At 36.7% G+C, this 25,977-nt stretch carries 27 protein-coding genes, 1 pseudogene, 1 riboswitch and 1 other annotated feature; of the genes and pseudogenes, 7 read left to right on the top strand and 21 right to left on the bottom strand.

The genetic code is table 11. From position 1 onward, the window contains the following. Nucleotide 1: 1 nt before the first annotated feature. Nucleotides 2-250 carry a phosphoribosylformylglycinamidine synthase subunit PurS gene (purS, locus tag I586_RS09940; RefSeq protein ID WP_010765260.1) on the bottom strand — a complete coding sequence of 83 codons (249 nt, stop codon included), beginning with the start codon at nt 248-250 and terminating at the stop codon, nt 2-4. Between the two features lie 17 nt (nt 251-267). After that, a complete protein-coding gene (purC, locus tag I586_RS09935; RefSeq protein ID WP_010765261.1) occupies nt 268-1,035 on the bottom strand; it encodes a phosphoribosylaminoimidazolesuccinocarboxamide synthase in 768 nt (255 codons plus the stop codon). Nucleotides 1,036-1,278: 243 nt separating this feature from the next. Between purC and I586_RS09930 the strand changes: the two genes are divergently transcribed. Then, nucleotides 1,279-1,665 (top strand): hypothetical protein, encoded by a 387-nt coding sequence (locus tag I586_RS09930; protein ID WP_010765262.1) that lies wholly within the window; start codon nt 1,279-1,281, stop codon nt 1,663-1,665. A 73-nt stretch (nt 1,666-1,738) separates the two neighbouring features. Beyond that, nucleotides 1,739-2,062, top strand: a complete 324-nt coding sequence (locus I586_RS09925; protein WP_010765263.1) for a hypothetical protein — start codon at nt 1,739-1,741, stop codon at nt 2,060-2,062. Nucleotides 2,063-2,116: 54 nt separating this feature from the next. Here the strand turns inward: I586_RS09925 and purB are convergent, their stop codons facing one another. The 11 genes and pseudogenes from purB to I586_RS09875 all read right to left on the bottom strand — a co-directional run bounded on the left by purB (nt 2,117) and on the right by I586_RS09875 (nt 10,828). After that, nucleotides 2,117-3,412, bottom strand: a complete 1,296-nt coding sequence (gene purB, locus I586_RS09920) for an adenylosuccinate lyase (RefSeq protein ID WP_010765264.1) — start codon at nt 3,410-3,412, stop codon at nt 2,117-2,119. Between the two features lie 18 nt (nt 3,413-3,430). Continuing rightward, a complete protein-coding gene (purK, locus tag I586_RS09915) occupies nt 3,431-4,561 on the bottom strand; it encodes a 5-(carboxyamino)imidazole ribonucleotide synthase (RefSeq protein ID WP_034702177.1) in 1,131 nt (376 codons plus the stop codon). Continuing rightward, nucleotides 4,545-5,033: a 5-(carboxyamino)imidazole ribonucleotide mutase gene (purE, locus tag I586_RS09910; RefSeq protein ID WP_010765266.1), complete on the bottom strand. Its 489-nt coding sequence runs from the start codon at nt 5,031-5,033 to the stop codon at nt 4,545-4,547. The genes purK and purE overlap by 17 nt, the downstream gene beginning before the upstream one ends. Before the next feature lie 156 nt (nt 5,034-5,189). Further along, entirely contained in the window at nt 5,190-6,518 is a 1,329-nt protein-coding gene (locus I586_RS09905; RefSeq protein ID WP_010765267.1) for a nucleobase:cation symporter-2 family protein, read from the bottom strand. Between the two features lie 2 nt (nt 6,519-6,520). Beyond that, nucleotides 6,521-7,102: a xanthine phosphoribosyltransferase gene (locus tag I586_RS09900; protein ID WP_010765268.1), complete on the bottom strand. Its 582-nt coding sequence runs from the start codon at nt 7,100-7,102 to the stop codon at nt 6,521-6,523. Between the two features lie 83 nt (nt 7,103-7,185). Next, nucleotides 7,186-7,283, bottom strand: a riboswitch (purine riboswitch). A gap of 111 nt (nt 7,284-7,394) precedes the next feature. After that, on the bottom strand, nt 7,395-7,883 hold the full coding sequence (locus I586_RS17470; protein ID WP_244147882.1) for a hypothetical protein: 489 nt from the start codon (nt 7,881-7,883) through the stop codon (nt 7,395-7,397). Continuing rightward, a pseudogene (locus I586_RS17465) lies at nt 7,884-8,267 on the bottom strand (C40 family peptidase); the annotation flags it as partial. A gap of 397 nt (nt 8,268-8,664) precedes the next feature. Beyond that, nucleotides 8,665-9,348 carry a beta/alpha barrel domain-containing protein gene (locus tag I586_RS09890; protein ID WP_010765270.1) on the bottom strand — a complete coding sequence of 228 codons (684 nt, stop codon included), beginning with the start codon at nt 9,346-9,348 and terminating at the stop codon, nt 8,665-8,667. A 27-nt stretch (nt 9,349-9,375) separates the two neighbouring features. Beyond that, nucleotides 9,376-9,999 (bottom strand): glycoside hydrolase family 73 protein, encoded by a 624-nt coding sequence (locus I586_RS09885; protein WP_010765271.1) that lies wholly within the window; start codon nt 9,997-9,999, stop codon nt 9,376-9,378. Nucleotides 10,000-10,091: 92 nt separating this feature from the next. After that, the gene (locus I586_RS09880) at nt 10,092-10,286 is read right to left on the bottom strand and encodes a hypothetical protein (protein WP_010765272.1); all 195 of its coding nucleotides are present in this window, start codon (nt 10,284-10,286) and stop codon (nt 10,092-10,094) included. 20 nt (nt 10,287-10,306) lie between these two features. Continuing rightward, nucleotides 10,307-10,828: a hypothetical protein gene (locus I586_RS09875; protein WP_010765273.1), complete on the bottom strand. Its 522-nt coding sequence runs from the start codon at nt 10,826-10,828 to the stop codon at nt 10,307-10,309. A gap of 229 nt (nt 10,829-11,057) precedes the next feature. On the opposite strand from I586_RS09875, the gene I586_RS09870 reads away from it, so the two are divergent. Further along, nucleotides 11,058-12,011 carry a Gfo/Idh/MocA family protein gene (locus I586_RS09870; protein ID WP_010765274.1) on the top strand — a complete coding sequence of 318 codons (954 nt, stop codon included), beginning with the start codon at nt 11,058-11,060 and terminating at the stop codon, nt 12,009-12,011. A gap of 57 nt (nt 12,012-12,068) precedes the next feature. On the opposite strand, the gene I586_RS16955 is transcribed toward I586_RS09870, so the two are convergent. The 8 genes from I586_RS16955 to pbp4 all read right to left on the bottom strand — a co-directional run bounded on the left by I586_RS16955 (nt 12,069) and on the right by pbp4 (nt 21,477). Beyond that, nucleotides 12,069-12,707: an LPXTG cell wall anchor domain-containing protein gene (locus I586_RS16955; protein WP_279615038.1), complete on the bottom strand. Its 639-nt coding sequence runs from the start codon at nt 12,705-12,707 to the stop codon at nt 12,069-12,071. 111 nt (nt 12,708-12,818) lie between these two features. After that, nucleotides 12,819-14,132 carry an Ig-like domain-containing protein gene (locus tag I586_RS09865; protein ID WP_010765276.1) on the bottom strand — a complete coding sequence of 438 codons (1,314 nt, stop codon included), beginning with the start codon at nt 14,130-14,132 and terminating at the stop codon, nt 12,819-12,821. A 210-nt stretch (nt 14,133-14,342) separates the two neighbouring features. After that, complete coding sequence (argS, locus tag I586_RS09860) at nt 14,343-16,034, bottom strand: arginine--tRNA ligase (RefSeq protein WP_010765277.1); 1,692 nt, start codon at nt 16,032-16,034, stop codon at nt 14,343-14,345. A 253-nt stretch (nt 16,035-16,287) separates the two neighbouring features. Beyond that, nucleotides 16,288-16,490: a binding site (T-box leader), on the bottom strand. A 67-nt stretch (nt 16,491-16,557) separates the two neighbouring features. Next, nucleotides 16,558-17,592 (bottom strand): tRNA (adenosine(37)-N6)-threonylcarbamoyltransferase complex transferase subunit TsaD, encoded by a 1,035-nt coding sequence (tsaD, locus tag I586_RS09855; RefSeq protein ID WP_010765278.1) that lies wholly within the window; start codon nt 17,590-17,592, stop codon nt 16,558-16,560. Next, nucleotides 17,589-18,056, bottom strand: coding sequence for a ribosomal protein S18-alanine N-acetyltransferase (gene rimI / locus I586_RS09850; RefSeq protein ID WP_010765279.1), 468 nt, complete (start codon nt 18,054-18,056; stop codon nt 17,589-17,591). Before rimI (I586_RS09850) ends, tsaD begins: the two co-directional genes overlap by 4 nt. A gap of 4 nt (nt 18,057-18,060) precedes the next feature. Then, on the bottom strand, nt 18,061-18,609 hold the full coding sequence (gene rimI / locus I586_RS09845; protein WP_010765280.1) for a ribosomal protein S18-alanine N-acetyltransferase: 549 nt from the start codon (nt 18,607-18,609) through the stop codon (nt 18,061-18,063). Then, nucleotides 18,593-19,312, bottom strand: a complete 720-nt coding sequence (gene tsaB / locus I586_RS09840) for a tRNA (adenosine(37)-N6)-threonylcarbamoyltransferase complex dimerization subunit type 1 TsaB (RefSeq protein WP_010765281.1) — start codon at nt 19,310-19,312, stop codon at nt 18,593-18,595. The genes rimI (I586_RS09845) and tsaB overlap by 17 nt, the downstream gene beginning before the upstream one ends. A 128-nt stretch (nt 19,313-19,440) precedes the next feature. Further along, nucleotides 19,441-21,477, bottom strand: a complete 2,037-nt coding sequence (pbp4, locus tag I586_RS09835) for a penicillin-binding protein PBP4(5) (protein ID WP_010765282.1) — start codon at nt 21,475-21,477, stop codon at nt 19,441-19,443. 268 nt (nt 21,478-21,745) lie between these two features. On the opposite strand from pbp4, the gene I586_RS09830 reads away from it, so the two are divergent. The 4 genes from I586_RS09830 to I586_RS09815 all read left to right on the top strand — a co-directional run bounded on the left by I586_RS09830 (nt 21,746) and on the right by I586_RS09815 (nt 25,909). Next, on the top strand, nt 21,746-22,978 hold the full coding sequence (locus I586_RS09830; RefSeq protein WP_010765283.1) for an SPFH domain-containing protein: 1,233 nt from the start codon (nt 21,746-21,748) through the stop codon (nt 22,976-22,978). A 113-nt stretch (nt 22,979-23,091) separates the two neighbouring features. Continuing rightward, nucleotides 23,092-24,252, top strand: coding sequence for a TFIIB-type zinc ribbon-containing protein (locus tag I586_RS09825; RefSeq protein WP_010765284.1), 1,161 nt, complete (start codon nt 23,092-23,094; stop codon nt 24,250-24,252). After that, nucleotides 24,249-25,061 carry a TPM domain-containing protein gene (locus tag I586_RS09820; protein WP_010765285.1) on the top strand — a complete coding sequence of 271 codons (813 nt, stop codon included), beginning with the start codon at nt 24,249-24,251 and terminating at the stop codon, nt 25,059-25,061. The genes I586_RS09825 and I586_RS09820 overlap by 4 nt, the downstream gene beginning before the upstream one ends. 305 nt (nt 25,062-25,366) lie before the next feature. Next, on the top strand, nt 25,367-25,909 hold the full coding sequence (locus I586_RS09815) for a DUF5067 domain-containing protein (RefSeq protein ID WP_010765286.1): 543 nt from the start codon (nt 25,367-25,369) through the stop codon (nt 25,907-25,909). Nucleotides 25,910-25,977 lie beyond the last annotated feature (68 nt).

The raw sequence follows: 25,977 nt of genomic DNA, 5'->3' as shown, positions 1-25,977 counted from the left end.
CTTAGGCTTCCTCCTCGATTTCATAACGATAGGTTTCCATATTTACGTTAGCCAATAACTTGTCACAGATTTCCTCGATTACACGCTCAATTGGTTGCGTTGAATCGTTTACTTTGATTTCAAAATATTTGCCTATGCGGATCTCTGCGATTTCTTCAAAACCAAGTCGATGTACTGCTCCTTTAACGGCCTCACCTTGGGGATCTAAAACAGAATCTTTATACGTAACGTATACTTTAACATTGTGCATACTGAACAACTCTCCTTTTAGTTTTGGTTAAACACCTTTTCCAAACGATCTAAAACTTCTTGATATACCGGTATAAGTTCACCTAAGTTTCGACGATAAACATCTTTATCTAAGTGATCCTTTGTTTCTTCATCCCATAATCGACAAGTATCTGGTGTGATTTCATCTGCTAATAGTATTGTGCCGTCTGCCCGTTTACCAAATTCTATTTTGAAATCGATCAGTTGAATATCGATTTTCTTAAATAGGTCAATCAACGCTTGATTGATTTTATGTGCTTCTTGTTTGATTGTTTCAATTTCTTGTTCTGTTGCAATTTCTAAAATCTTAATATGATCCTCATTAATAATTGGGTCATCCAGTTGATCCTCTTTGTAATAAAATTCTAAAACGGGAAAAGCAAGGGGTAATCCTTCTGTGATAGCCAAACGTTTTGAAAAACTACCTGCTGAGACATTTCTAATAACAACTTCTAATGGAATCATTTCCAACGACTCCACTAATTGTTCGTGTTTAGATATTTTTTCAACGAAATGATTTTTAATTCCACTTTGATTAAATTGTTCAAATACAAGGGAAGTTATCTGATTATTTAATGATCCTTTCCCATCTACAAAGTCTTTCCGAACACCATTTAATGCAGTAGCCTGATCTAAATACTCTACTCTTAAAACGCCTGAATCCTTTGTTCCGTAAAGTTTTTTAGCCTTCCCTTCGTACAAAAGCGTGTTACTTCCTAACAAATCCCACACATCCTTTTCCGTATATTTTATCGTAGTAACCATATTTTAGTTCGTCTTTCTATTTGTTTATAGTTTAACAAGACTACTAGAACCCGTCAACATTTTATTAACTATATTAAACAACAACAACTAGATCGTTCGTGTTTAAACTTTAAAGTTTAAAAATATCTTGTAAGCATTTACAACTAATCAGAAAAGTGGTATGCTAATCGAAAATAGATTTTTAGAAAACTTCACTTTTGTTTTTGCTTTTGAGCAATGATTTTTTTAGGAGGGAACACAGAAATGACTAGCGATTATGACAGTTTAGCTCAGGATTTTTTGACAGGATTGAGACCTGAAGAAAGAACAAAATTGTATAATGATTTACTGGCATTAGAGACAGTTCACAAACTAAATCAACATAGTACTTACTACACATTTAAAAATTTAAAACGGGCTGTCCATCGTCGTTCAGAGCGACGAAAGCGCACATTCCGTTATATGAATAGCTTGAATAATGAATTGATCATACATCAAATTCATGAACAACATTTTTTCAAAAATAACTATTGTATCCATGTCTATTTTAATTCTCAAGAGTGCTCGTACTTATTGATAGATCAGCTGCTTTCTATGTTGAAAACTCCTACGTCTACACCCGTACGTACTTTCAAAGAAATTACCGTTTAATACTCAAATAAAAAAGAGACTAAATCTTCTAACGTTTTAGTCTCTTTTATTGCCCAAAGAAAGGAGTTTTTTCGTGGAAAAATTAAAAGTGATTGTAACCGTGGATCGTCCATTCGGCTATGTAGACTCATTTGGAAATACTTATCCAATCAATTACGGTTATATAGCTGGCGTTATCGGCGGAGATGAGGAAGAACAAGATGCATATATTTTAAATACTCCTCCTAAAAAATTGACTCACTTTATTGGTGTTGTGAATGCAGTCATTCATAGAAATGATGACAATGAGACAAAATGGATCGTCATCCCAGAAGGTACTACGATTACCGAAAAAGAAATCATTGAACATACGTATTTTGTAGAACAACACTTTGATAGTTACGTAACGATGCTTTGAGCAACAAAAAAGTAGCAGCTTCACCCTATAGTGAAGTTGCTACTTTTTGTTTTTTTATACTAGTCCGACACGTTCAAAAATAATGTCAACATTTTTCAAATGATAGTTATAATCAAACGCATCATCTAATTCTTCTTTTGATAAAATCGACGTGATTTTATCATCAGCTTCAAGCAATGGTCTAAATGCTGTTTGATTATCCCATGCATATGCTGTTTTCGGTTGTACCAAATCATAAGCTGTCTCACGAGCCATACCATGATCGATCAGTTTTAGCAAAACACGTTGGCTATAAATCAAACCATACGTAGCATCCATATTTCGTTTCATGTTTTCAGGAAAAACAGTTAGATTTTTTACGATCGTAGAAAAACGATTTAGCATATAATCAAGTAAAATCGTCGTATCTGGTATAATGATCCGTTCTGCTGAAGAATGAGAAATATCACGTTCATGCCATAATGTGACATTTTCATACGCGGTAACCATGTGACCACGAATTACACGGGCAAGTCCCGTCATGTTTTCAGAACCGATTGGATTACGTTTATGCGGCATTGCTGAAGACCCTTTTTGACCTTTTGCAAAAAACTCTTCCACTTCTCTTGTTTCTGATTTTTGCAATCCCCGAATCTCAGTTGCAAACTTTTCAATACTCGTTGCAATCAAAGCCATTGACGATAGGTATTCTGCATGTAAATCACGAGGCAATACTTGAGTAGAAATCTCTTGCGCTCTAATGCCTAAATGGTCACAAACATACTCTTCTACAAAAGGTGAGATATTAGCAAACGTTCCTACTGCACCACTAATTTTCCCCGCTTCTACACCTTTAGCTGCATGTTCAAAACGCTCAACATTTCTTTTCATCTCTGAATACCATAAGGCTAACTTCAATCCAAACGTTGTCGGTTCAGCATGAACACCATGGGTCCGACCCATCATAACGGTATGTTGATGTTCCTTCGCTTTTTCACCAATGATTGCTGTAAATTTCTTTAAATCGTCTCGCAAAATATCATTTGCTTGTTTCAATAAATAACCATAAGCTGTATCGACCACATCTGTACTCGTCAAGCCATAATGAACCCACTTACGTTCTTCACCTAACGTTTCAGATACCGCACGCGTAAAAGCTACTACGTCATGTCTTGTTTCAGCTTCTATTTCTAGTATTCGTGCTACATCAAATGATGCATTGTCACGAATTTTCTGCACGTCTTCTTTTGGAATATCTCCTAATTCAGCCCATGCTTCATCCGCTAAAATTTCCACTTCTAGCCACGCATTGTAGCGATTTTCATCTGTCCAAATTGCACCCATTTCAGGTCGTGTATAACGATCGATCATTGATTATTTGCTCCTTTTTTAATCCCAAATATTGGTTTGATATATGTCTTCTAATGTTTCAAAAATATCCTCTGTTAAAATTGTAATATGGCCCATTTTCCGATCTTTTTTAGCATCTGATTTACCATAATAGTGAAAATGCCAATCCGGTTTTTCGGCAATCACATCCATCGTTTCATAGATTTCGTCCCCTAAAATATTGACCATTACAGCTTCCGATAAAAGTTCAACTTCAGGTAGTGGCCAACCACAAATTCCACGAATATGAGCATCAAACTGGCTCATCGAGCACGCTTCAATTGAGTAATGACCCGAATTATGTGGCCTTGGTGCCAACTCATTAACATAAATACCACCATTACTTGTTAAAAACATTTCAACAGCTAATGTCCCCGCTAAATCTACCGCTTCCGCAATAACACATGCAATTCGCTGCGCTTCTTCAACTACATCTTCGTCTACTCTTGCCGGTGCAATTGTTTCATGTAAAATATTATTACGATGAATATTTTCAACGACTGGAAAAACCGTAATTTCCCCCTGTCCATTTCCGCTTACTAATACTGAGATTTCTTTTTCATATGGAATCCACGCTTCTAAAACACATGTTCCTTCTCTAAGGATATTCATCGAAGGTGCTAAGTCAGATGTACTATATAAAACAAATTGACCTTTGCCATCATAACCACCTCTAGTTGTTTTTAAGACACACGGATAACCAATTCCGTCGATTGCATCTTGAATGTCTGTTGGACTGACAATTGTAGCATATGGCGCAATCACAATATTATTTGCTTCTAAAAAAGATTTTTCAAGTAATCGATCTTGTGTAATCGCTAAAAGATCCGTTCCTTGAGGAATAGCCACTAAATCTTGAACCTGCATCAACGCCCCAACATCAACATTTTCAAACTCGTATGTTAAAACTTGTGCACGTTTTGCTAGTTCTTCTAAAGCTTCTATGTCATCATAATCAGCTAATAAATGCCAATCAGCGACTTGAGCCGCGGGACAATCAACTGTTGGGTCTAATACGCCTACACGAAAACCCATTTCTCGTGCGCTTAACGCCATCATTCTCCCTAGTTGTCCGCCACCAATAATACCGATCATCTGTCCTGGCAATAACGGTTTATTCAAGTTCATCACTACTTTCCATCACAGTTTCTTCAAGAAATTTTCGCTTAGCGTCTAATTTCCCTGCTAACTCTACATCATACATGGAAAGCATCTGAACTGCAAGTAGTCCGGCATTCTTCGCACCAGATTCTCCAATTGCAGTTGTTGCTACTGGAACACCACCTGGCATTTGAACAATAGATAATAATGAATCTAAGCCGTTCAAAGCTTTTGATTGAATTGGAACGCCAATTACTGGTAATGTTGTTTTAGCTGCTACCATGCCAGGCAGATGTGCCGCTCCGCCCGCACCAGCAATAATTACTTTGATACCACGGTCTCGTGCTTGCCCAGCAAATTCAAACATATAATCTGGTGTACGATGTGCGGATACTACCTTTTTTTCAAACGAAATACCAAATTCTTCTAAACAATCACATGCATGTTTCATTGTTGCCCAATCCGATGTACTTCCCATAACTACTGAAACCAAGATAGACATACTATTCTCCTTTACTTTCTCTACTATCTTTACATTTTATCAACGGCTAATGAATGTGTCAAAATAAAATCGAATATTATACTAATTTTTAATAATATCGTTCGTGTTTGTTTGACGAAAAAGAAAAACCGGAATTTTATCCGGTTTTTCTATCTATTATAATCCTTCAGCTGTTTCTTCACCTTTTAAGCCATTAAATAGTAAATTTAAAATGATTGCGGTTAAGCTACTCATTACAATGCCATTCCCTGTAAACATTCTAACTGTTTCAGGCATTTGTTGGAATAACGTAGGAATCATATTAAAGCCTAATCCAAACCCAATCGAAATTGCAATGATCAATAAATTTTTATCGTTGTTGTAATCTACTTTCGATAGCATACGCATGCCCTGAACAGCTACCATACCAAACATCACTAACATTCCTCCTCCTAAAACAGGTTCTGGAATGATTTGAGCAACTGCACCAACTTTTGGTAATAGGCCCAATGCAATTAAGAAGAAAGCCGAATAATAAATTGGTCGACGTGTTTTAATCCCAGAAAGCTGAACCAATCCAACATTTTGAGAAAACCCAGTATAAGGGAATGTATTGAATATCCCACCTAAAATTACAGCTAATCCTTCTGCTCGATACCCTTTTTTAAGCTCTTGTTCACCAATCCGTTTTCCAGTGATATCGCCTAAAGCAAAATAGACACCAGTCGATTCCACCATGCTAACGATAGAAATAATGATCATCAATACAATGGAAGAGACGTCAAATGTGGGCGTGCCAAAATAGAACGGTTGCGGAAAATGAAACCACGTTGCATCACCAACCGGAGCTAAATCCACTTGTCCCAGAATGGCAGCTAGAATTGTACCGCCGACTAAACCAACTAATACGGCAATTGATTTAATAAATCCTTTACCCCAAACCTGTACAACAATAATCAATCCAATCGTCACAAAAGCCAACAGTAAACTTGTGCTGTCACCAAAGTTAGAGGCGCTCGCTAGTCCTCCACCCATTTTTTCGACTGCTACAGGAATTAATGTCAACCCAATCACCGTGATTACTGTTCCAGTCACTAATGGTGGAAATAATTTTTTGATTTTAGAGAAAATACCAGAAACAAGAACAACGAAAATTCCGGACGCAATGATCGAACCGTAAATCGCCCCAACACCTTTATCATTTCCAATCATGATCAATGGCGCTACCGCCTGAATAGCACACCCCAAGACTACTGGCAACCCAATTCCAAAAAATTTATTGACTGTCAATTGCAGTAAAGTCGCAATTCCACACATAAAAATATCAATTGAAATTAAATAGGTCATTTGTTCAGAATTAAAATTTAATCCCGTTCCTATTAATAAAGGTACTGCCACTGCTCCAGCGTACATCGCCAAAAGATGTTGTAATCCCAATACAGCGGACTTACCATTACTTGTTTCTGGTTGAGTGTTCTGCTTTGTTTGATTTTCTTTTCCGTCCAAAGTTACGCATCCCCCTCAAGAAATTCGACTTCTCCATTTTGTAAAGAAGCAATACGCGCTAATGATACAACACGCATCCCCATTTCTTCCAGCAACTCTCGTCCATCTTGGAAAGATTTTTCAATCACGATCCCAATTCCATCTACTTGTGCTCCTGCTTGTTGGCACAGCTCAACTAATCCTTTAGCTGCCTGACCATTTGCTAAGAAATCATCAATTATCAATACTTTATCCTCACTAGATAGAAATTTTCTTGAAATGGATATTTGGCTTGTTACTTGTTTTGTAAATGAATAAACAGAAGAAGTCAGTAGCTCTTCATCCATCGTTAAACTTTTAGCCTTGCGGGCAAAAATCATTGGTACATTCAATTTTTTTGCAGCAAAAAGAGCGGGCGCGATTCCTGAAGCCTCGATTGTTACAATTTTTGTGATACCAGATTCTGCAAAAACCTCAGCAAAACGATAACCAATCGCTTCCATTAAATTTGGATCTACTTGATGGGTAACAAAACTGTCCACTTTCAGAACACCTTCACCCAAAACGCGTCCATCTTCTTTGATTCGTTGTACTAATTCTTCCATTTCATCCGACTCCCTCACCAATTTTTCTATCTAACATTTCCCATAAAAATAAAAAGACCTTTTCTGCGTAAGCAAAAAAGGGTCCTAGACTCTTTTTCACTTATAGACCAACATTTACGGTGTTGGGTAGAAACGATCATCCCTATCATGACCATATATAAGCTTCTTGTTATTAATATACAATAGTACAAAACTCTGAAAATTTCAATGAAAAAAATTATTTTTCATTGAAATCTTACAGAGTCTTTCTTGATTCTATCTTTTGTTTTCCAAATTTACGACTAATCCATTTCTACTTTTTAATGAATGCTGGTTTTCCACCAGTCGCTAATGGTGTATTTTTAGGTACTAATTTTATTTCAATGGCTTCTAAACGTTTAGATAAGCCTTGTGTTCCAGCAGATTGACCATTTCTTGTCCATGCTTGCCAGCCGTAATCTTGGGAATGTACACGATAGTGAACATCATATTTTGTCGCAACAGCTCCAGTTAACTGAATCTGAATAGCCTCTAATCGTTTTTTCTTTCCTGTAGTTCCGCTAAGTCCGTTATTAGACTTCCAACCTTGCCAACCAATATCTTGAATATGTGTCTTGTATTGGATAGTACCACTTAATGAAGGGTCAAGCTTCACTTGAATTCCTTCTAAGCGTTTTGATTTACCAACAGATCCACTTGTTTGACTACCTTGAACATAGTTTCCCCAACCAAAATCTTGTAAATGGGTTCTATAGTTTACTAGTTTTGCATTGGGATCAGGCGTTGTCGTAGTATTTTTTATTACTCTTACGGCAAAACTCGGCTTAAAGTACGTCGTCGAGTTGATTTTTACTTTTTCTTTTTCATTTGGTGCATGAATGTACTGACCGTTCCCAATCGCAATCGCTACATGATATGTATTTCCCTTGGCACCCCAAAAGTATAGATCTCCTGGTTGTGCTTGAGCAACACTGATTTGTTCTCCCGATTTTTCTTGAGGAATCGTATAATCACCAATATTTTTCCCTGTTACTTGTAAGAAGACATAACGTGTCAATCCAGAACAATCAAATACATGCGGTCCTTTTCCACCCCATGCGTAAGGCTTACCTAAATGTCTTTTCGCCTCGGTTACAATTTGTGTTTTTTGTGAAGCCGAAAAGGCAACTGCACTTCTTGCAGCTGGTTCTTCTTGAATATTTTCTAATGAAAAGTCCGGCATTTCTTGGATTTGCTGAATTTGTTCAGCTGTAAACCCTGATTCGACTGCCGCTTGATAACTTTCTTCACTTAATACTTCGGTCGCTTCAGTAGATGTAGCAGACCCAACAGCTGCAAATAAAACGGCAGATGCAGCAACCATATAACAATATTTTTTCATCATTCACCCAACTCCTAATCCATTTTCCTTAATCATAACATAAAATAGTTTCATTTAACTTTAGTAAAATCAGCTTATTCTATTTATAATATTTTTGTAATAATACCTTTTTATTAAATCAAATAAAAAATAATCAAAGGCAGTATAAACTAAATTATGCCATTGATTATTATCATATTCAATACTAAGTTATTTAAACCAATCAAATATCATTCTTTTTTTCTATATTTCTATACTTGTCCATTTTGTGACTAAATAATTCTCCATTGCTTGGTGGCGTATATGTGATCGCATTCGCACCAGCTTCAATTGTTTCTGTTATAGATCCATCAGTCGGTCCACCCGTCGCGATAATTGGCAATTTTGGGTATTTATCTCGGAAAAACTTCACAGTCTTCGCTGTATCTTTCCCAGCACTAATATTAATCATCGTAATCCCGGCTGCTATTTTATCGTCAATCGGTGTATGGATCGATGTCACCGTGCTTACAACTGGAATATCAACCACTTCGCAAACCATCTCAACTGTTTCAACGGGTGTCGGTCCATTCAGTACAACACCGATAGAGCCTTGCGCTTCTGCAAATAAACTCATGTAGGCTGAGCGTTGCCCTTGCGTCAGGCCACCGCCAACCCCAGAAAAAACGGGAATGTCTGCAGCTTCAATAATACTTTTCGTGATAGCAGGATGTGGGGTGAAAGGATAAACTGCAATCACCGCATTTGCATCCGTATTTCTTATAATAGCAATATCCGTTGTAAAAATAATTGATTTAATTTTCTTCCCAAAAATTCGAATCCCACTTGCTTTCGCAATAACTTTTGGCACTTGAACAATGTCTTGTTTTAACGGTGTCACAATCTCCGGTACCCATTTTTCTTCCATTTAATCCACTCCCTTTTACTCCTTTGATTAATGATCATATTGGTTAAGGTCATAACTTTCGATTACATGTATTACCTTATCTGCGTATGTTGGATCAGTTGCATACCCTGCCTCTTGTAAGGCTTGTGCAGCTTGCTTATAATTTTTTGCTAGCAGAACATTTTCATATAAACGGGGATTCCATGTTACGCCATCAACAAACAAACGTGTATGATCATCCATCGATTCTTCCCATGTATCATATACTCTAAAATCACCTTGAATAACGATCCATTCTTCATTGATATATTCACGCGTCTCTAGATTTACTTTTTTTTGCTCTCCATACGCTTTGATCCCAAACAAATTATTATACTTAGAGGCAAGAGTACTTTGACCCCAATTCGATTCTAAAATGCCTTGACCGATAATAATACTCGGCAAAACGCCATATGAAGCTTGTAATTCTTTAGCATGAGGGCTGATCCTATCAATAAACTGCTCTTTGGATATTTCCTCTTTTTGTTGAGAAGTTTCTTCTACTGTTTTCGTGCTGTCTGACAATACATTGATTGAAAAAATAAACACAACGCCAACTATTAACAATCCCGCAAAAAGCGCAGGTAGGTTTGTTCTTCTCGTTTTTTTCTTTCTATACCTTGGACTATTCATACATTCCCTACTTTGTTTTGTATTCAATCTTTTACTAATTTTATTAGTTTAAGATAATGGCTGACTGATTATATCAGTTTTTTTTGTGATAATCAATCAACTGTTGTTGTAGTCGTAGTTGTCGATGTTTTTGTTTCAGAGGTCGTACTTGGTATTATTGTACTTGTTTCTTTTGTCTGTTCACTAGTAGGATTGTCTGTTTCTTTCGGCGCTTGATGTCCAAAAAAAACAAAAATCACAGCGCCTAAGACGATAATGACAGATAAAATTCCTAAAATTTGTTTCACAAAAAAACTCCCTTACTTACTTATTCACCAACGTAAGTACCCATCAAATTTTCATTCACCCAATCAAGTAATTCTACTTTTGAGCCCTCTAATTGACCTTGTAAGGTAGCGGGCAATCGAAAGGTCACGATATCATCAAAGCCCCATTCACCATACGAAACAGTTACTTTTAAATCAATAAAAGCTTGTTCTTTTTCTTCATGATTTGTTTTTGACGGAATCAATTCTGCAATTCCAACTCCAGATTGAAGCCATTTTTTTGCGATAACCGTTTTTAATCGTTTATACTCTGAAACAGCAATATTTCTTTTTTCTGGAAATAGGATCGTTTGACGTAATACTTTTTGTGTCAGCATCCACTCATAATCTGAGAATAAGTTTTTAATTTTTTGCATTTCTTCATTGGTTAAATTGATTCTTCCTTTTTTCCAATTCTCCCAATTTTCTTTTGAGGTTTGGAGATAATCTGTATAAAAGTTCTCTTCTGTTTCAAATTGCTCTATAATTGCATCTACAAGAATATCTATGTACATTTGGTGCATATCTTTCGCCTCCTTTCCCTATTTTACTGAAAATTCTACAAAATTGCACCTCTTTGAATCACTTATTTCTGTATTTTAATAAACATTAAACTTCTCACATAATAATAAGATAATTCAGAAGTTCTGTCCAAAATAAACCACTATTAAAGCCTTCTCATGTATAATTAGGTTTGTACAAAAAACGGCAACTAAAAATGTTGCTACTTATATTATACAAGGAGGATCATCCATGAACAATTATAATTGGGGCATCATAGGTCTTGGAGACATTGCAACTAGTTTCGTTGAGGGTTTCCAACAAGAAAATAGTCGAATCACAGCAGTTGCTTCAAGAACATTAACTAAAGCACAAACTTTCGCTAAAGATCACGCTATTCCACTTGCATACGGTTCATTTGATGAACTACTGACAGATGACACGATTGATATCATCTATGTAGCTGTTCCAAATAGACAACACATCGAGCACATCTTAAAAGCATTATCAGCAGGCAAACATGTTCTTTGTGAGAAAGCGATCACGATGAATAGTGCAGAATTATCTGAAGCGATGAAATTAGCAGATGAAAAAGGGTTGATTTTAGCGGAAGCTATGACTATTTTTAATATGCCGTTGTATCATGAATTACGAAGTCAAATCGATTCTGGACGTTTTGGAAAATTAAAAATGATCCAGGCTCCTTTTGGCAGTTACAAAGAACCGGATCCAACAAACCGATTTTTCAATCCTGATTTAGCAGGCGGCGCTCTTTTAGATATTGGCACCTATGCAGTTTCTTTTGCTCGTTGGTTCTTTACTGCTCAGCCAAAAGTCGTCTCGTCTGTGATGCAACCATTCTCGACGGGTGTGGATGAACAATCCGCAACTATTCTACAAAACGAAGCTCAGGAAATGGCAACTGTTTCATTAAGTTTTCAAGCTAAAATGCCTAAGCAAGGTGTCGTTGCTTTTGAAGATGCTTATATCGTGATCAATGAATACCCACGAGCAGATGAAGCAAAAATCTTTTTTAACGACGGGACCGTAGAAACGATTGTTTCTGGCGATAGCAGCAACGCCCTAAATTACGAAATCACAAACATGGTCAATATGATTGAAGGGACACAATCCAATCGTTCACTCTTTTTAACGAAAGACGTTATCAATCTTCTTGATCAAATGCAACAAGCCTGGACTAAATAATGTTTAAACAAAAAACAACTCCTTGATGCTCAGTCAAGGAGTTGTTTTTTTGTTAAATTAGTTCTTTTTTATTTTACGATAGTAATACAATCCAACAAAGCTAATGAGTAAAAAACCTAGCCAAATAATGACTTGATTAGCACTCTCATTCATTTTTGGATAATTCCCTTTTTTATCCGTTGGCTTTTCAGGTTCTTTGTTATTTTGGTAATTTCCTAAAGAAATAACTTTAGGTTTACCCGCATTAGTTTCTGGAACCTTAAATTCAACTTGTCGGTCACTCAATTGATAACCTGCTGGCGCTTTTGTTTCCACAAAGAAATACGTTCCTGGCACTAGATTTTTAGCCTGAACATTTCCTTGATCATTTGAAACAAGTTGTGTTTGGATATCTTTACCATTCACATCTACAACTTTAAATTCTGCACCAGCCAATGGTTCTTTTGTTTCGCCGACTTTCATTAATTCAGCTGACCCTTGATAGTTTACCAAGGTATCGGTAATGGTTAATCCAGTTTTTTCGTTTGTTTTCTCTGTAATGACAACTTTGATTGGATCGGTATTGATGATATACCCATTTGGCGCTTTTGTTTCCACCAAATAATAAGCCCCAGGAGCGATTCCTTGTGCTTTTATATGTCCATCAACTGCATGAAGTTCCTCAGTAGACTTACCATTGGCATCAAGGACAGAAATAGGTTCTTTGGCATCGATTCCGTCTGGATCATTATCATCAGATAATGTCGCTCGGTTAGTAAATGAAATATCTCCACCGTCAGCTGGTATAGCACTCTTATCAATATCTGTCTAATACACAATACGATAAGCATCAGAAGTATCGCCTAAGATTTTCACATTGCCGTTTGCGTCAACCGTGTATTGACTCGGATCTAGTTCTTCTGCAACTTCTTTTACTGTACCATCTAAATTCATTACTAATTTGTAAACTTTAACTGATTTATATTTAATTCCATTTGGCCAATGTTCTGTCACTTCAGGATTTGAAAGTTCATTCATTCCTTGATTGATATCAACCGTCCATTCAACAGATGTTGGGTTTGGCGTTCGGTCAAATTGTCCATCTTTAGAAATCGAAGTTTCTGTTGCCGGTTTTACTGTTACATCCACAGGTGGAATATTATCTTCTGTCGGAAATGTGATTTGGTGATCCCCAGGTCCATCGATATGTTGTGTATCAAATTTTGTTTCAAAATTAAAATCACCATTAATATCAATTTCTTTTGTAACATTCTCTGTAAAAGTGATCGTCACTTTTCCATTTTCATCAATTGTATATGTTGCGTATTCTACACCGTCTGGGCCTTTTAACGACCCACTTTGAGGACCATTTATTTTCACTTCAGGTGGTAATTGGAATGTAAAATAATCTCCAGCTTTGATTTGTTCGCGGATCTCTTCTGGAATCGCCCAATCATAGTGAATATTTACATTTGCATCTGCTGGGATAGGAGATGTTAAGACGTTCCCATCTTTATCTGTATAAACAACATCCGCTCCAGTGATGATCGTGCCGTCTCCGCCTGGAAAATAATCACGAATATCTGTAGGCGTATCTGCTTTTGGAGAAACGTCTTCTTTTTTGGCTTCCTCTTTTACTGAAGTAGTTGTTTTTGTCTCTTGTGTTTCCGTTGTTTTATCTGTTTCTTTAACTGGTTGTGTTGATGAGGTTTCAGTACTTGCTATTTTCGTAGTCAGAACTTGTTGCCCATTCGTTACTTGTTGTTGATCAATCGGTTCTATAATGGTAAACGCTCCGTCACTTCCAGAGGGAACAGTTAATTCTATTTTATTTTTGCCTGTCGTATACCGTAGTTCAGTGTTTCCTTGCGCTACTACTTCCCCTTGCTCAACAAGAGAAATACCATCTGAAATAGTTAATTCTTTTTTCAATTCTTGCGCTTGTTCGTTCGTTGCCGTTCCTTTTATTTCTAGTGTGAATTTATCAGATCCTTCTTTTTTCACTTCAACACTATTTAATTGGATTATTTCCTTTACGTCGGTCAGCGTTTCAGCAACACTGATTATTGGAATAAAATATTGAATAAAAATCAATACCGTCATTATTCCGTAAATTATTTTTTTTCCATGTTTTCCAATCATTTCGATTCCCCAAAAAATGTCAGTAATATAGAGTATAATACTATGTGAAAAAAAATACTAAGGAAAAAGATATTTTTTCAAAAAAAGTACATTTTATTTAAATTAGAATTAAAAAAACGCTATGTTCATCATCATTTTCTTATAAATAAGCAAAAAAACAAGAATATAGTATTCTTGTTTTTTTGTTTATTATTCTTTTATTTATACAGCTTACATTTCATTTGGTGCATGCAACCCTAACAGACGTAAATCTTCTTTGATAATCGTTGCCATTGCATATACTAATGCGAGACGAGACTCTTTTTGTTCGTCATCCGTTAAAATTTTGACATGTGCATAGTATTTATTAAAAGCTTGGGCAACTTGAATTGAATGTTTTGCAATTACAGATGGTTCATATTTTTCGGCTGCTTGCATGACGACATCTGGGAATTTTTGTAATAACTTCACAACTTCCCAACTCTCTTTATCATTCAATGCATATTCTTTTGTTTCATCAATAACAAAATCAGCTTTTCTAAGAATGCTCATCGCACGAGCATGGGTATATTGAACATACGGCCCAGTTTCACCTTCAAAGCGAACCACTTCTTCTAAAACAAAGTCAAAATTATTCAAACGATCATTTTTTAGATCATGGAAAATAACAGAACCAATTCCCACTTGTTTCGCAACTTCTTCACGGTCTGGCAAATCAGGATTTTTTTCCATGATTTGTTTGTTTGCAAGTTCAACTGCTTCATTCAGCACTTCTTCAAGTAAAACGATTTTCCCTTTACGAGTTGAAAGTTTTTTACCCCCTTGTGTGATCAAACCAAAAGGTATGTGGTGCATATCTTTTGACCAATCAAAGCCTAGTTCATTTAAAACTGCCTTCAATTGTTTGAAATGGTTACTTTGTTCATTTCCGACAACATAAATAGCCTTGGCAAAGTCATAGTTTCGTTTACGATAGACAGCTGCTGCTAAATCGCGTGTGATGTAAAGTGTTGCACCATCTGATTTTTTAATCAAAGCTGGATTTAGGTCATACGCTGTTAAATCAACGATTTCTGCGCCTTGATTTTCTTGTAATAAATGCTTTTCTTCAAGCATCGTTACGATTTCATCCATTTTATCATTATAGAAAGCTTCACCATTATAAGAGTCAAAAGTAACTTCTAACATTGAATAAATTTTATCGAATTCTTTTAATGATTCTGTACGGAACCACTGCCATAATTCAGTTGCTTCTGCGTCGCCTTCTTCTAGTTTCTTAAACCAAGCACGCGCTTCTTCTTCTAACTCTGGTTGTGTTTCCGCAACTTCATGAAACTGTACATATAAGCGTAATAGTTCAGTGATAGGTGCTGTTCTCACAGCTTCTTCTGTACCCCATTTTTTATAGGCTACGATTAATTTACCGAACTGCGTTCCCCAATCACCTAGATGATTGATGCGAATTGGATTGTACCCAATTTTTTCAAGAATAAACGCAATTGAATTTCCAATAACTGTTGAACGTAGATGCCCCATTGAAATTGGTTTGGCAATATTTGGAGAAGACATATCGATTGGAACATTTCCTTTAGCTCCGACAGTACTGTCTCCATAGTTGCCTTTTTCTTTGGCAATTTGACCAATGACTGCTTGGCTGACCATTTCTTTGTTCATAAAGAAGTTCAAGTAAGGTCCTACTACTTCGATTTTTTCAAAGGCCGTTCCTGCAATTTTCTCAGCTAAGTCAGCAGCAATTTGTTGCGGGGCTTTACGATACACTTTAGCAAGTGAAAACGCTGGAAAAGCAACATCCCCATGATCGACTGATTTAGGGTTTTCCAATAATTGTGTAACCGTTTCTAAAGATAAATCTTCTTTTACCACGTCAAAAATGGCTTGTGCTACGATTTCTTTGTTGTTCATAGATATCCTCCTAATGGTTTAAGGCATAAACAGCCCTTTAGATCTTTTTTTATTATTTTTTTGTTGATGGTTGACATGCGCTGTACTAAAGATATCAATTTTATGCCAAGTATTGTTCGTCATCTGCTACTCGTCGTTCTTCAAGTCTTAGAGCCTTAGATATTGATGCGTTCAAGGTGGCGCGTGGTGTGGCTAGTTTATGGCCGAGCCAATCATCGTGATTCACAACAAAAAGTCCCTGGTGTTTAAAAACACCAGAGACGAGATTTTCCCGCGGTACCACTCTAATTGTTCGTTCTTCTAAACGAACCCACTTAATCTATTAACGGTAGATAGCCGTCTGCTTGTGCAGATTCTCCAAAGTACGCTTCCTTCATTTAATTATTTTCGGCTCTCACCTGCCCGAAATCGCTTTGACAATTTAGTATGAAGTACTCTCTTTTTCATTGAATCACTATTAAACTGCGTTCATTATAGCAAATATTTTAGTTCATGCATAGTCTTGTCTATCACTTTTTTACTCTTAAATCGACATAAAAGTCAAACTAGGGTCAGCATTTAAATGATAATCAGCAATATGCCCTTTTTCCGCTTCGACAAAAGCAGCTGCCCCAATCATAGCTGCATTGTCACCGCATAATTTAAGAGGTGGTACAATAAACGTTACACCTGGAAGTTCTTTGGCAACCTCTTCACTAAAACGATCACGCAGTCCTTTATTGGCTGCTACACCGCCAGCCATCACTAATTGTTTCACAGGATATTCCTTACACGCTCGAATCGTTTTATCGACTAATACATCGATTACACTTGCTTGAAAACTAGCCGCAAGATCTTTGACACTTAATTCTTCATCACGCTGTTGGGCATTATGAACTGTGTTAATAAATGAACTTTTCAATCCACTAAAACTAAAGTCATAATTGTCTTCTTTGATCATAGCTCGAGGAAAATGGTAAGTGTCTTGCCCAAGATGGGCTAACGCATCGATTTCTTTTCCACTCGGATATGTCAATCCTAAAACTCTTCCTACTTTATCATAGGCTTCACCAGCTGCGTCATCTCTTGTTTCACCAATAATTTCAAAAGAACCCGTTTCTTTCATATAGACTAATTCTGTGTGACCACCACTAACTAATAAAGCCATCAAAGGAAACTGTAGCGGTTCAACAAAATGCGCAGCATATATATGCCCAGCCATATGATTGACTGGTATCAACGGTAAATCATGAGCCCAAGCAAATGCTTTTGCCGCAGAAATGCCAATCAATAATGCCCCCACTAAACCCGGTCCATAAGTAACTGCAACACCACTCAACTCTTCTGGCTCTATCTGCGCTTCAACGAGCGCCTCTTCAATACATACTGTCATTTCTTCCACATGATGACGACTCGCAACTTCAGGTACGACACCACCAAAGCGCTGGTGGCTTTTTACTTGAGATGCTACGATATTCGACAAAATTTTTGAACCGTCTTCAATAACCGCAACACTTGTTTCATCACAGCTACTTTCAACAGCTAAAATCAACTTTCTTTCCTTATTAAAAAAAGTCATTGGTTCACTTCCTTAACGTTTAAACACATTACAATGCCAGCTTCTTTAGGATGATTGTAATAATTTTTCCGACGATTGATTGTGTTGAATCCTTTTTTTTCATATAACGATTTTGCCTGTACATTTGATTCTCGGACTTCTAAAAATACCTGAGAAACTTCTTGCTCAAGGACGTAACTAATCATTTGATCAATTAATTGACTACCATATCCTTGCTTTTGAAACGCTTTTTGGATGGCCACATGTGTGATCTCTACTTCATCTAAAACTAAATGAAAACTGATAAAACCAACCCACTGATCCTCCATTATCAATACTAGGTATTCACTTGATTTTTGAGCCAAGTCATCAGCAAATTGTGTCAGTGTCCAAGGTGATCCATGCTTATATGCAGACTCACTCAAGTTCCAAATTTGTTCCGCCAATTGATACTGCGGCATTAGCTCTTCTTTAAAATAATACATTCTCTCACTCTTCTTTTAAAAATAAAATCATCTCTAGTGCATCTTCATTGTCTTCTGTGTAATATCTAGGCTTGATTGTATTGGAGACAAATCCTAGTTGCCGATAGACACGTTGCGCATTTTTGTTGCTAATCCGGACTTCTAAAGAAATCGTGTCACATTCATTACTTTTAGCAAACTCAAGCACTTCTCTTATCAAAAAACTACCGATGCCACTTCCTTGATGTTGGGTTGCGACCGCAACATTTGTAATATGAGCATCTTTACCGAAAATACGACAGCCGATAAATCCAATCGTTTTTCCCTCTTTTTGAATGAGTAGATAGAGATGTGGATCAGATGATTGAAGCTCAACTAAAAATGCCGTTTTAGTCCATGGCAATTCCCCCGCATAAACTTCTCTTTCAATAGAGAGTAAGTCTTTGATATCATCGAGAATGATCGCGCGCACAAAATAGTCCTGATCCGAAATTTTTATGCTTTTTTCATCATATGGACGGTTTTTAAAAAATATTCCCAAAATGCTATGAAGAAGATTAAATTTTTTCAACATAATTTTCTACCTCAGGTGTATGGTCTTTTAGCCAATTCTCTTCCGCTTCTACTCGTTTTAAATAATCAGGTAAAAAGTTGTGGACATCTACTTCTGGCTCAGCCACTCTACCAAGCTCAGCAAGTACTGCAGCATTGGGTATTTGCCATTGAGGAATGGTACAAATTTCAGCATCAGGAAGACTTGTTTCAATCAAGTCTCTAAATTTCTCTACATCTTCTCCAACAAAATAAACCTGTTCAAATTCTTTCAACGCTTCAAGCAAAGCTTCCATCGAAATATGCTGGTCAGCGATAACAGTCGTTAAAACACCATCGATTGTTTCATACGCTCCAGCATAGACATTGTTTCTTCGTGCATCAAAAATCGGAACGATAACGCCTTTTTTATTGAGACAATTTGCAGCCAATGCTTTCAAACTCGATATCCCAACTAATTCTTTCTTTAATGTATACGCAAGGGTTTTGGCAGTTGTCACGCCAATTCTTAATCCAGTATAAGAACCCGGCCCTTTTGCTACGACGATTCGATCAATATCGGCTGGTGATAATCCGACATCTTTCATCAATTGTGTGATCGCCGGCATTAATGTCAGGCTATGATTTCTTTTCACCGTAATTGTATAGTGTCCTATTATTTTCTTCTCTTCACAAACAGCAATTGTTAAGGTTTGATTCGAGGTATCGATTGCTAAAATCCGCACAAAAAATCCCTTTCTTTCATCATGTAGTTGGTTAATTGTAGCATATTTTTATTCGTTCGTAAAAAAACGAGACATTAAAAAGAAAGTGGGACAAAATCGCAGGTTGCGTTTTGTCCCAATCTTGACATTTACTTTAGATTTGTCTCTAAATAATCGATCAATGGTTTACTGATATTAGTTGCTGTATCATTCTTTCTAGAATCTTCCACCATGATCATTGCTGAAAATTTGTTATGGCTTCTATCCATTGCTAACAGGAAACTATTTTCTTTCCCAACTGTATCTTGTTTATCCTTTATTTCGGCGGTACCCGTTTTGGCTGCTAATGAAAAATCAGGATTATACATATTATGGACATAGCCTGTTTCATCTTCAACACTGCCAAGAAGATCAGTTACGATCGTATTTGCTGCATTTGAACTAATAACATTTTCTTTGGTTTTGGTTTCTTTATTCAACTCGATTTTTGGATATACAAGTTTTCCTTCATTTTGGAATACAGTATACATTGCTGCTTGTTGGATCGGTGTTATTAATAATTGGCCTTGACCGTAACCTGTATCTGCTAGTAAAATATCCGAATTGAACGTTTTTTCATTTGAAATTTGAGCTGGATTCATTGGAATCGCTAGGTCTAATTTTTCACCAAAGATAAATTTTCCTAACCCTTTTCTAAAGGTATCTTCTCCCATACGCAATGTTTGTTCTGCAAAATAAATATTATCAGAATTGACTAAGGCTGTTCGTAAGTTGACAGGACTAGCTTCTTTCACACGCGTTACATAGTAGTCTCCCCAAGAAGCATCTTTTTGCCATTTCAATCCATTGATTGCAATCTCTTCATCTGGCTTCAACGTTCCTGCATCTAAGCCAATCCCACCAGTAATGGTTTTAAATGTGGAGCCTGGTGCATAGCCAGTTGCAAATCGTGCAGTGAATGGTAGATTTTCGTTATTCGCATAAGCATCATAATCAGCTTGGGAAATACCGTGTGTCATTTTATTAGGATCAAAGGAAGGGGAACTGGCCGCAGCTAATAGATCTCCTTGTTGTGGATCCATGATTACTGCGCTACCTGGACGATTCACAAAAATATCGTACGCTTGTGATTGCACATTTTTATCAATCGTTAGTTGAATTTTTTCACCATCTTTTTTATCGACTTTTTGAAGAATACTTTTTGCGTTTCCTTGCTCATCGGTAATGGTTATGTTTCCACCATCTTGACCTCGTAATTGCTTATCAAATGTTTGTTCCAAACCAACTTTACCAATAGTACCTGAACTACTCAACGATGGATCTTTTTCAATATCTTCTGCTGTGATCGTACCAACATACCCCACTAACTGAGCCCCAGCTTCTTTTAATGGATAGTAACGGACTGTCGCATCTTGAGATGCCGCCCCTTGTGGTAACGTTGTTACTGAATCAAATGAAATGGTTATCGGGACAAAGTCACCTGCCTTGACCCAATCTTGATCAAGTTTTTGTTCGATTTCATCAACTGGAACTTTGAATTGATCACTGAAAGCCTTGATATTGTTTGTTTTCTCTTGGCCTTCTCCAAGTTTACCAGGATCGATCCCTACCTGATCAAACGTTTGATTTACCGCTAGACCTTCACCATTACGATCGACGATTTCACCTCTTGTTGCAGTATCGATACCGATTGAAATTTTATCTTGTCCGGCCATTTCCGGGAAGATTAAATTAGGTGCCCATTCTATTTTATAACTTTCTCCCTCTTTTTTGATTGTGGTTTTATAAGCTAAATCTTTTAAATTGCCTAATGGCGTTGTCATGTCCAACTTATAAGTAAAGGTGTATTCTCCCTCTTTTTCTTGCGTTACCTTCACTTCTTTACTTTTGATTCCTTCAGCTTGAATACCAGAAAAAACGGTTTGGTATTTTTCTACAACTTTTGCATTATCATAGCCACTCTTTTTAACAGTTGCTTCATTTAATAATTTAGGAAATTGATCAAACTCTTGTTTTGAAAAATAGTTTAAAAAAGATTTCGCAGATTTTTCGGCTTTACTCAGCTCCTGATTTTTCTGCCACGAGCTATAAGCAAAATAACCACCTGCCAATGCCGCCACTACAACTACACCACTAATACCTAAAACTATTGGTTTGTTTGATTTTTTATTCTTTGCTCTTTTCACTGTCCACTCCCCCAAATCTCTTGATTCAATCACTTTTTATCTATTATACCTTATCCAACAGTTTCTACGATAGAAAAAGATAGGTTTTAGCAAAACTATAAAAAATAATGTCTAATTAATATATTTTTAGTTCTCTTATTCACTTTTGTTTCAATCTCAAGTGGTATTTATCTTCTCCCTACTTATGGTATACTATTTTTACTTATTACTTTTTATCTATGAGAGCTGAATAAGCTAACTAGGATCAAATTTTTAGGAGGAATTTAAGATGGGAATTATAAAAGCGGCAACAAGTGCGATGAGCGGCGGATTAGCGGATCAATGGATCGAGGTTATTGAACCTGATAATATGAGTGACACCACGGTTATGACCAAAGGAGTTTTTGTTCGCAAAAATGATAAACGTGGCTCTAATCGTAAAGGAACTGAGGATGTGTTAACTGATGGCTCTGTGATCCATGTTTATCCAAACATGATGATGATTTTAGTTGATGGCGGAAAAATCATTGACTATTCAGCTGAAGAAGGCTACTACACAGTCAAAAACGATTCCGCTCCTTCTGCATTTAATGGCTCGATGAAAGAAGCGATTTCTGAAACATTTGATCGATTTAAATTTGGTGGCGTAACACCTCAAAAACAACAAGTTTTTTACATCAACTTACAAGAAATCAAAGGAATCAAATTTGGTACCTCCTCACCGATCAATTATTTTGATAATTTTTATAATGCTGAACTATTCCTACGTGCACATGGGAATTACTCAATCAAAATCACTGATCCATTATTATTTTTCTCAAATGCAATCCCTAGAAATAAATCTCAAGTAGATATCAATGATATCAACGAACAATATTTAGCAGAATTCTTAACCGCCTTGCAATCTGCCATCAATAAAATGTCTGCTGATGGCGAACGTATTTCTTATGTGCCTTCTAAAAGCTTAGAACTAAGCAAATATATGGGACAAGTACTGGATGATCAATGGCGCGAATTACGCGGTATGGAAATCGTTTCTGTTGCTGTCGCAAGCATTTCTTATACTGACGACTCTACAAAACTAATCAACATGCGGAATCAAGGTGCCATGCTTAGTGATGCCAGTGTTCGCGAAGGATATGTTCAAGGATCGATGGCTCGCGGAATGGAAGCTGCTGGAAATAATGAAGGCGGTGCTATGAATGGCTTTATGGGCGTCGGCATGGGCATGAATACAAGTGGAAACTATTTTGCACAAGCTTCTCAAACCAATCAACAACAACTGCAAGAAAAACAAAATCAACAACATGCACAAGGTTCTGAAAACACATGGACGTGTCCGCAGTGCGGGACTGAAAATAACGGTAAATTCTGTTCTAATTGCGGAACGCCAAAACCAACGAATGAAAAACCAAAATTAGAAATGAAATGTAATGAATGTAGTGAAATCGTTGATCTATCAAATGGTATTCCAAAATTCTGTCCACATTGTGGCAAACCGTTCCAAGGAATCCCTTTGTAAAGGAAACATGATTAGGGCTGGGCAACCGTGTCCTGTCCTTTTTCTACTTGTAAAACAAAATACACACGCGCAAATTGATGATGTACATTAGCTATTTGAAGAAAGGAATACTCATGACCGATACATTTACACACAAATGCCCAAATTGTGGCGGTCCTTTATTATTTGATCCTAAAGACCAAAAATTTCATTGCGAATACTGTTTAAGTGTCTATACAGAAAATGAAGTAACTGCCTATGAAAAAGCGCAACGAGAAGCACACATCGAAGAAGACATTGGTCAAACTTCTGAACCTGAATTAACTTTCACCGATGAATCGCAGGCCAATGAAATGACAGACGAAAACAACAATACATTTGAAGAGTCTGATACTTCTGATCCTGCAGCAGATGATGCTATGGAAGTATTCGATTGTCCCAGTTGCGGTGCACAAATCGTCACTGATGCAACTACTGCTGCTACTTATTGTTATTATTGCCATAATCCAGTAGTTTTAGCAGGTCGATTGACGGGAAAATTTCTTCCTGAAAAAGTCTTACCATTCTCTATTGAAAAAGAAGAAGCAGTTGAAAAGTTTTTAGCATGGACAAAGAAAAAATGGTTTATCCCAAAAGATTTTTTCAACAAAGAACAGATCGACAAAATGACAGGTGTCTATTTTCCTTATTGGGTGGTCGATGCTGAGGTGGATGGTCAAATGAATGGTTTAGGAACGACTATCCGAGTTTGGCGTGTTGGCGACTTAGAATATACGGAAACAAAACAGTTTGATATTGAACGTCGCGGAAAAATCTCATTCAAAGAATTGATCAAAAACGCTCTTTCTAAAAACGTACAACAAAAAATGGTCGAAGCTGTTCAGCCGTTTTTACTAGATAAAGCCGTGTCTTTTAAGAGTCAATATTTAGCAGGATTTCAGGCTGAAAAACGTGATATCGAATATGAAACGATTCAAAAAGCAATCCATGATGAACTGGAAGATTATTCTGAATCCTTGTTACGCGACACAGCTTCTGGCTATACCACACTGACAAAACTACGAACAGACATCGCCTTTGATACTGAAAAAAACAACTACATGTTACTACCGATTTGGGTAGTGACATACCGTAGCAATGAACAATCTAAAAAAGTTTATTACTATGCCATGAATGGCCAAACGGGTAAAGTTAGTGGTATTTTACCTGTCAGCTATAAACGATTAGGCTTGTTTACACTAGGTATCTTTGCTACAATCTTGGCAATTTTCTTGATTGGAGGCTGGTTTATATGAGAAAAATCGGTTTTAGTCTTTTGACTTTCATTTTTCTATTATTGAGTTTTTCTGTCCAGGTTCAAGCAGCTGAAAATTCAGTTGACGATCAGGCTTCACTGTTCACATCAGAAGAGGTCGCTCAGTTAAAAGATGCCATTACACCAATAGAAGCGAAAACAAAAGCAACTGTTTTTGTAGTAACCAATACTGACAACGATCTCGATTCTACACGATTTGCAGATTATTATATGCTAGATCGTATTGGAAAAAATCAAAACGGCATAACATTTTATATCGACATGAACCAAAGAAAGTTTATTATTTCTACATCTGGAAATATGATTGATTATTTGACTGATCAAAGAATTGAACAGGCGTTAGATGATATTGAACCAAGTATGAAAAGTGGAAATTATTTCCAAGCAGCGCAAAGTTTTTTGAGTAATACTAGTTACTATTTTGACCAAGGGGTTCCTGGTGGTCATTATCGTATTGACACAGAAACGGGCAAAATCACTCGTTACAAAGTGTTGACTACATCAGAAATTGCGATTGCATTTTTTGCGGCAATCGTTTTAAGCGGTCTTTTCTTTGCTATTAGTATTTCAAAATATCAGTTAAAATTTGGTACTTACAAATACCCATTCAGAGAGAAAACAACCCTTAATTTAACGAAGCGAAATGATGTATTAGTTAATTCCTTTGTCACAACTCGTCGTATTCCGAGAAACAATTCTAGTGGTAGCTCTGGCGGCGGTGGTAGTGGCGGTAGTAGTACACATTCGTCAGGTGGTGGAACATTTGGCGGCGGTGGTCGTAGCTTTTAAATAAAGGACAGCCAAAAGAGGCGTAACACACCTCTTTTGGCTTTTTTGTTTCAATTTGTACTATTTTGAAAGAAACGAATGAAAGAATATATGAAGACAGTTAGTCTTTACTATTGGGTAACGTCCTGCTCTTTACAATCGAAACAATATTTTCTTAAAGTTATGCTATTAACTGTTAAAGTCATCTTGTCATTTGACCTTATTCAAGGTAGTATAGAGTCAAACATCCCTACAATTAATTTGATTCAGCTATTATTTTATTAGGGGCTTTTATAACTATTATTATATAAAGTGAGGATATATTGATGAAAAAATTACTAAGTTTAGGTGTATTAACAATATGCAGTGTTGCATTAGTGGCTTGCAGCGGGAATAGCAACTCCTCGAAAGACAAAAAAGAAGAGCAAGCGACATCTGAAAAGAAAAAAAGCAGCGCCTATTTTAAAGACGATACCTTAAAGATTGACATGGCAACACTAAAAATACTATCCACTGAAGTCTTACCTTCAGATACAACTTTGTATAGAGAAAAACCACAACTTGTCATCACTTATGAAGTAACAAATGATAGCGATGAACCCATTTCTGCTTCCACCGTTTGGATTGCTTGTATGGACATAACGCAAGAAGCTGAAAACACGATCAATAAATTAACTGTTGGTATGACACCGCAAGATGAAAAGTTCGCTGAATATACTGAGCACCAATTAGATGATATTAAACCTGGCGGTACTGCAAAAGCAATCATCTCGTACGACCTAGATGATACAGAAACACCTGTCAATTTAAAAGCCACTCAAGGCATGGCAGGAAAAGAACTTGGCCAGAAAAAGATCGAGTTGAAATAAGTTTATATTTAACTTAGTAATTAAAAAAATGTGCCAGCAATTAAAACTGCTAGCACATTTTTTTAACA

Source organism: Enterococcus moraviensis ATCC BAA-383, from assembly GCF_000407445.1.
Taxonomy (GTDB): domain Bacteria; phylum Bacillota; class Bacilli; order Lactobacillales; family Enterococcaceae; genus Enterococcus_L; species Enterococcus_L moraviensis.
Note: the sequence above shows the minus strand (reverse complement) of the source record. Positions and strands in the feature narration are given on the sequence as shown.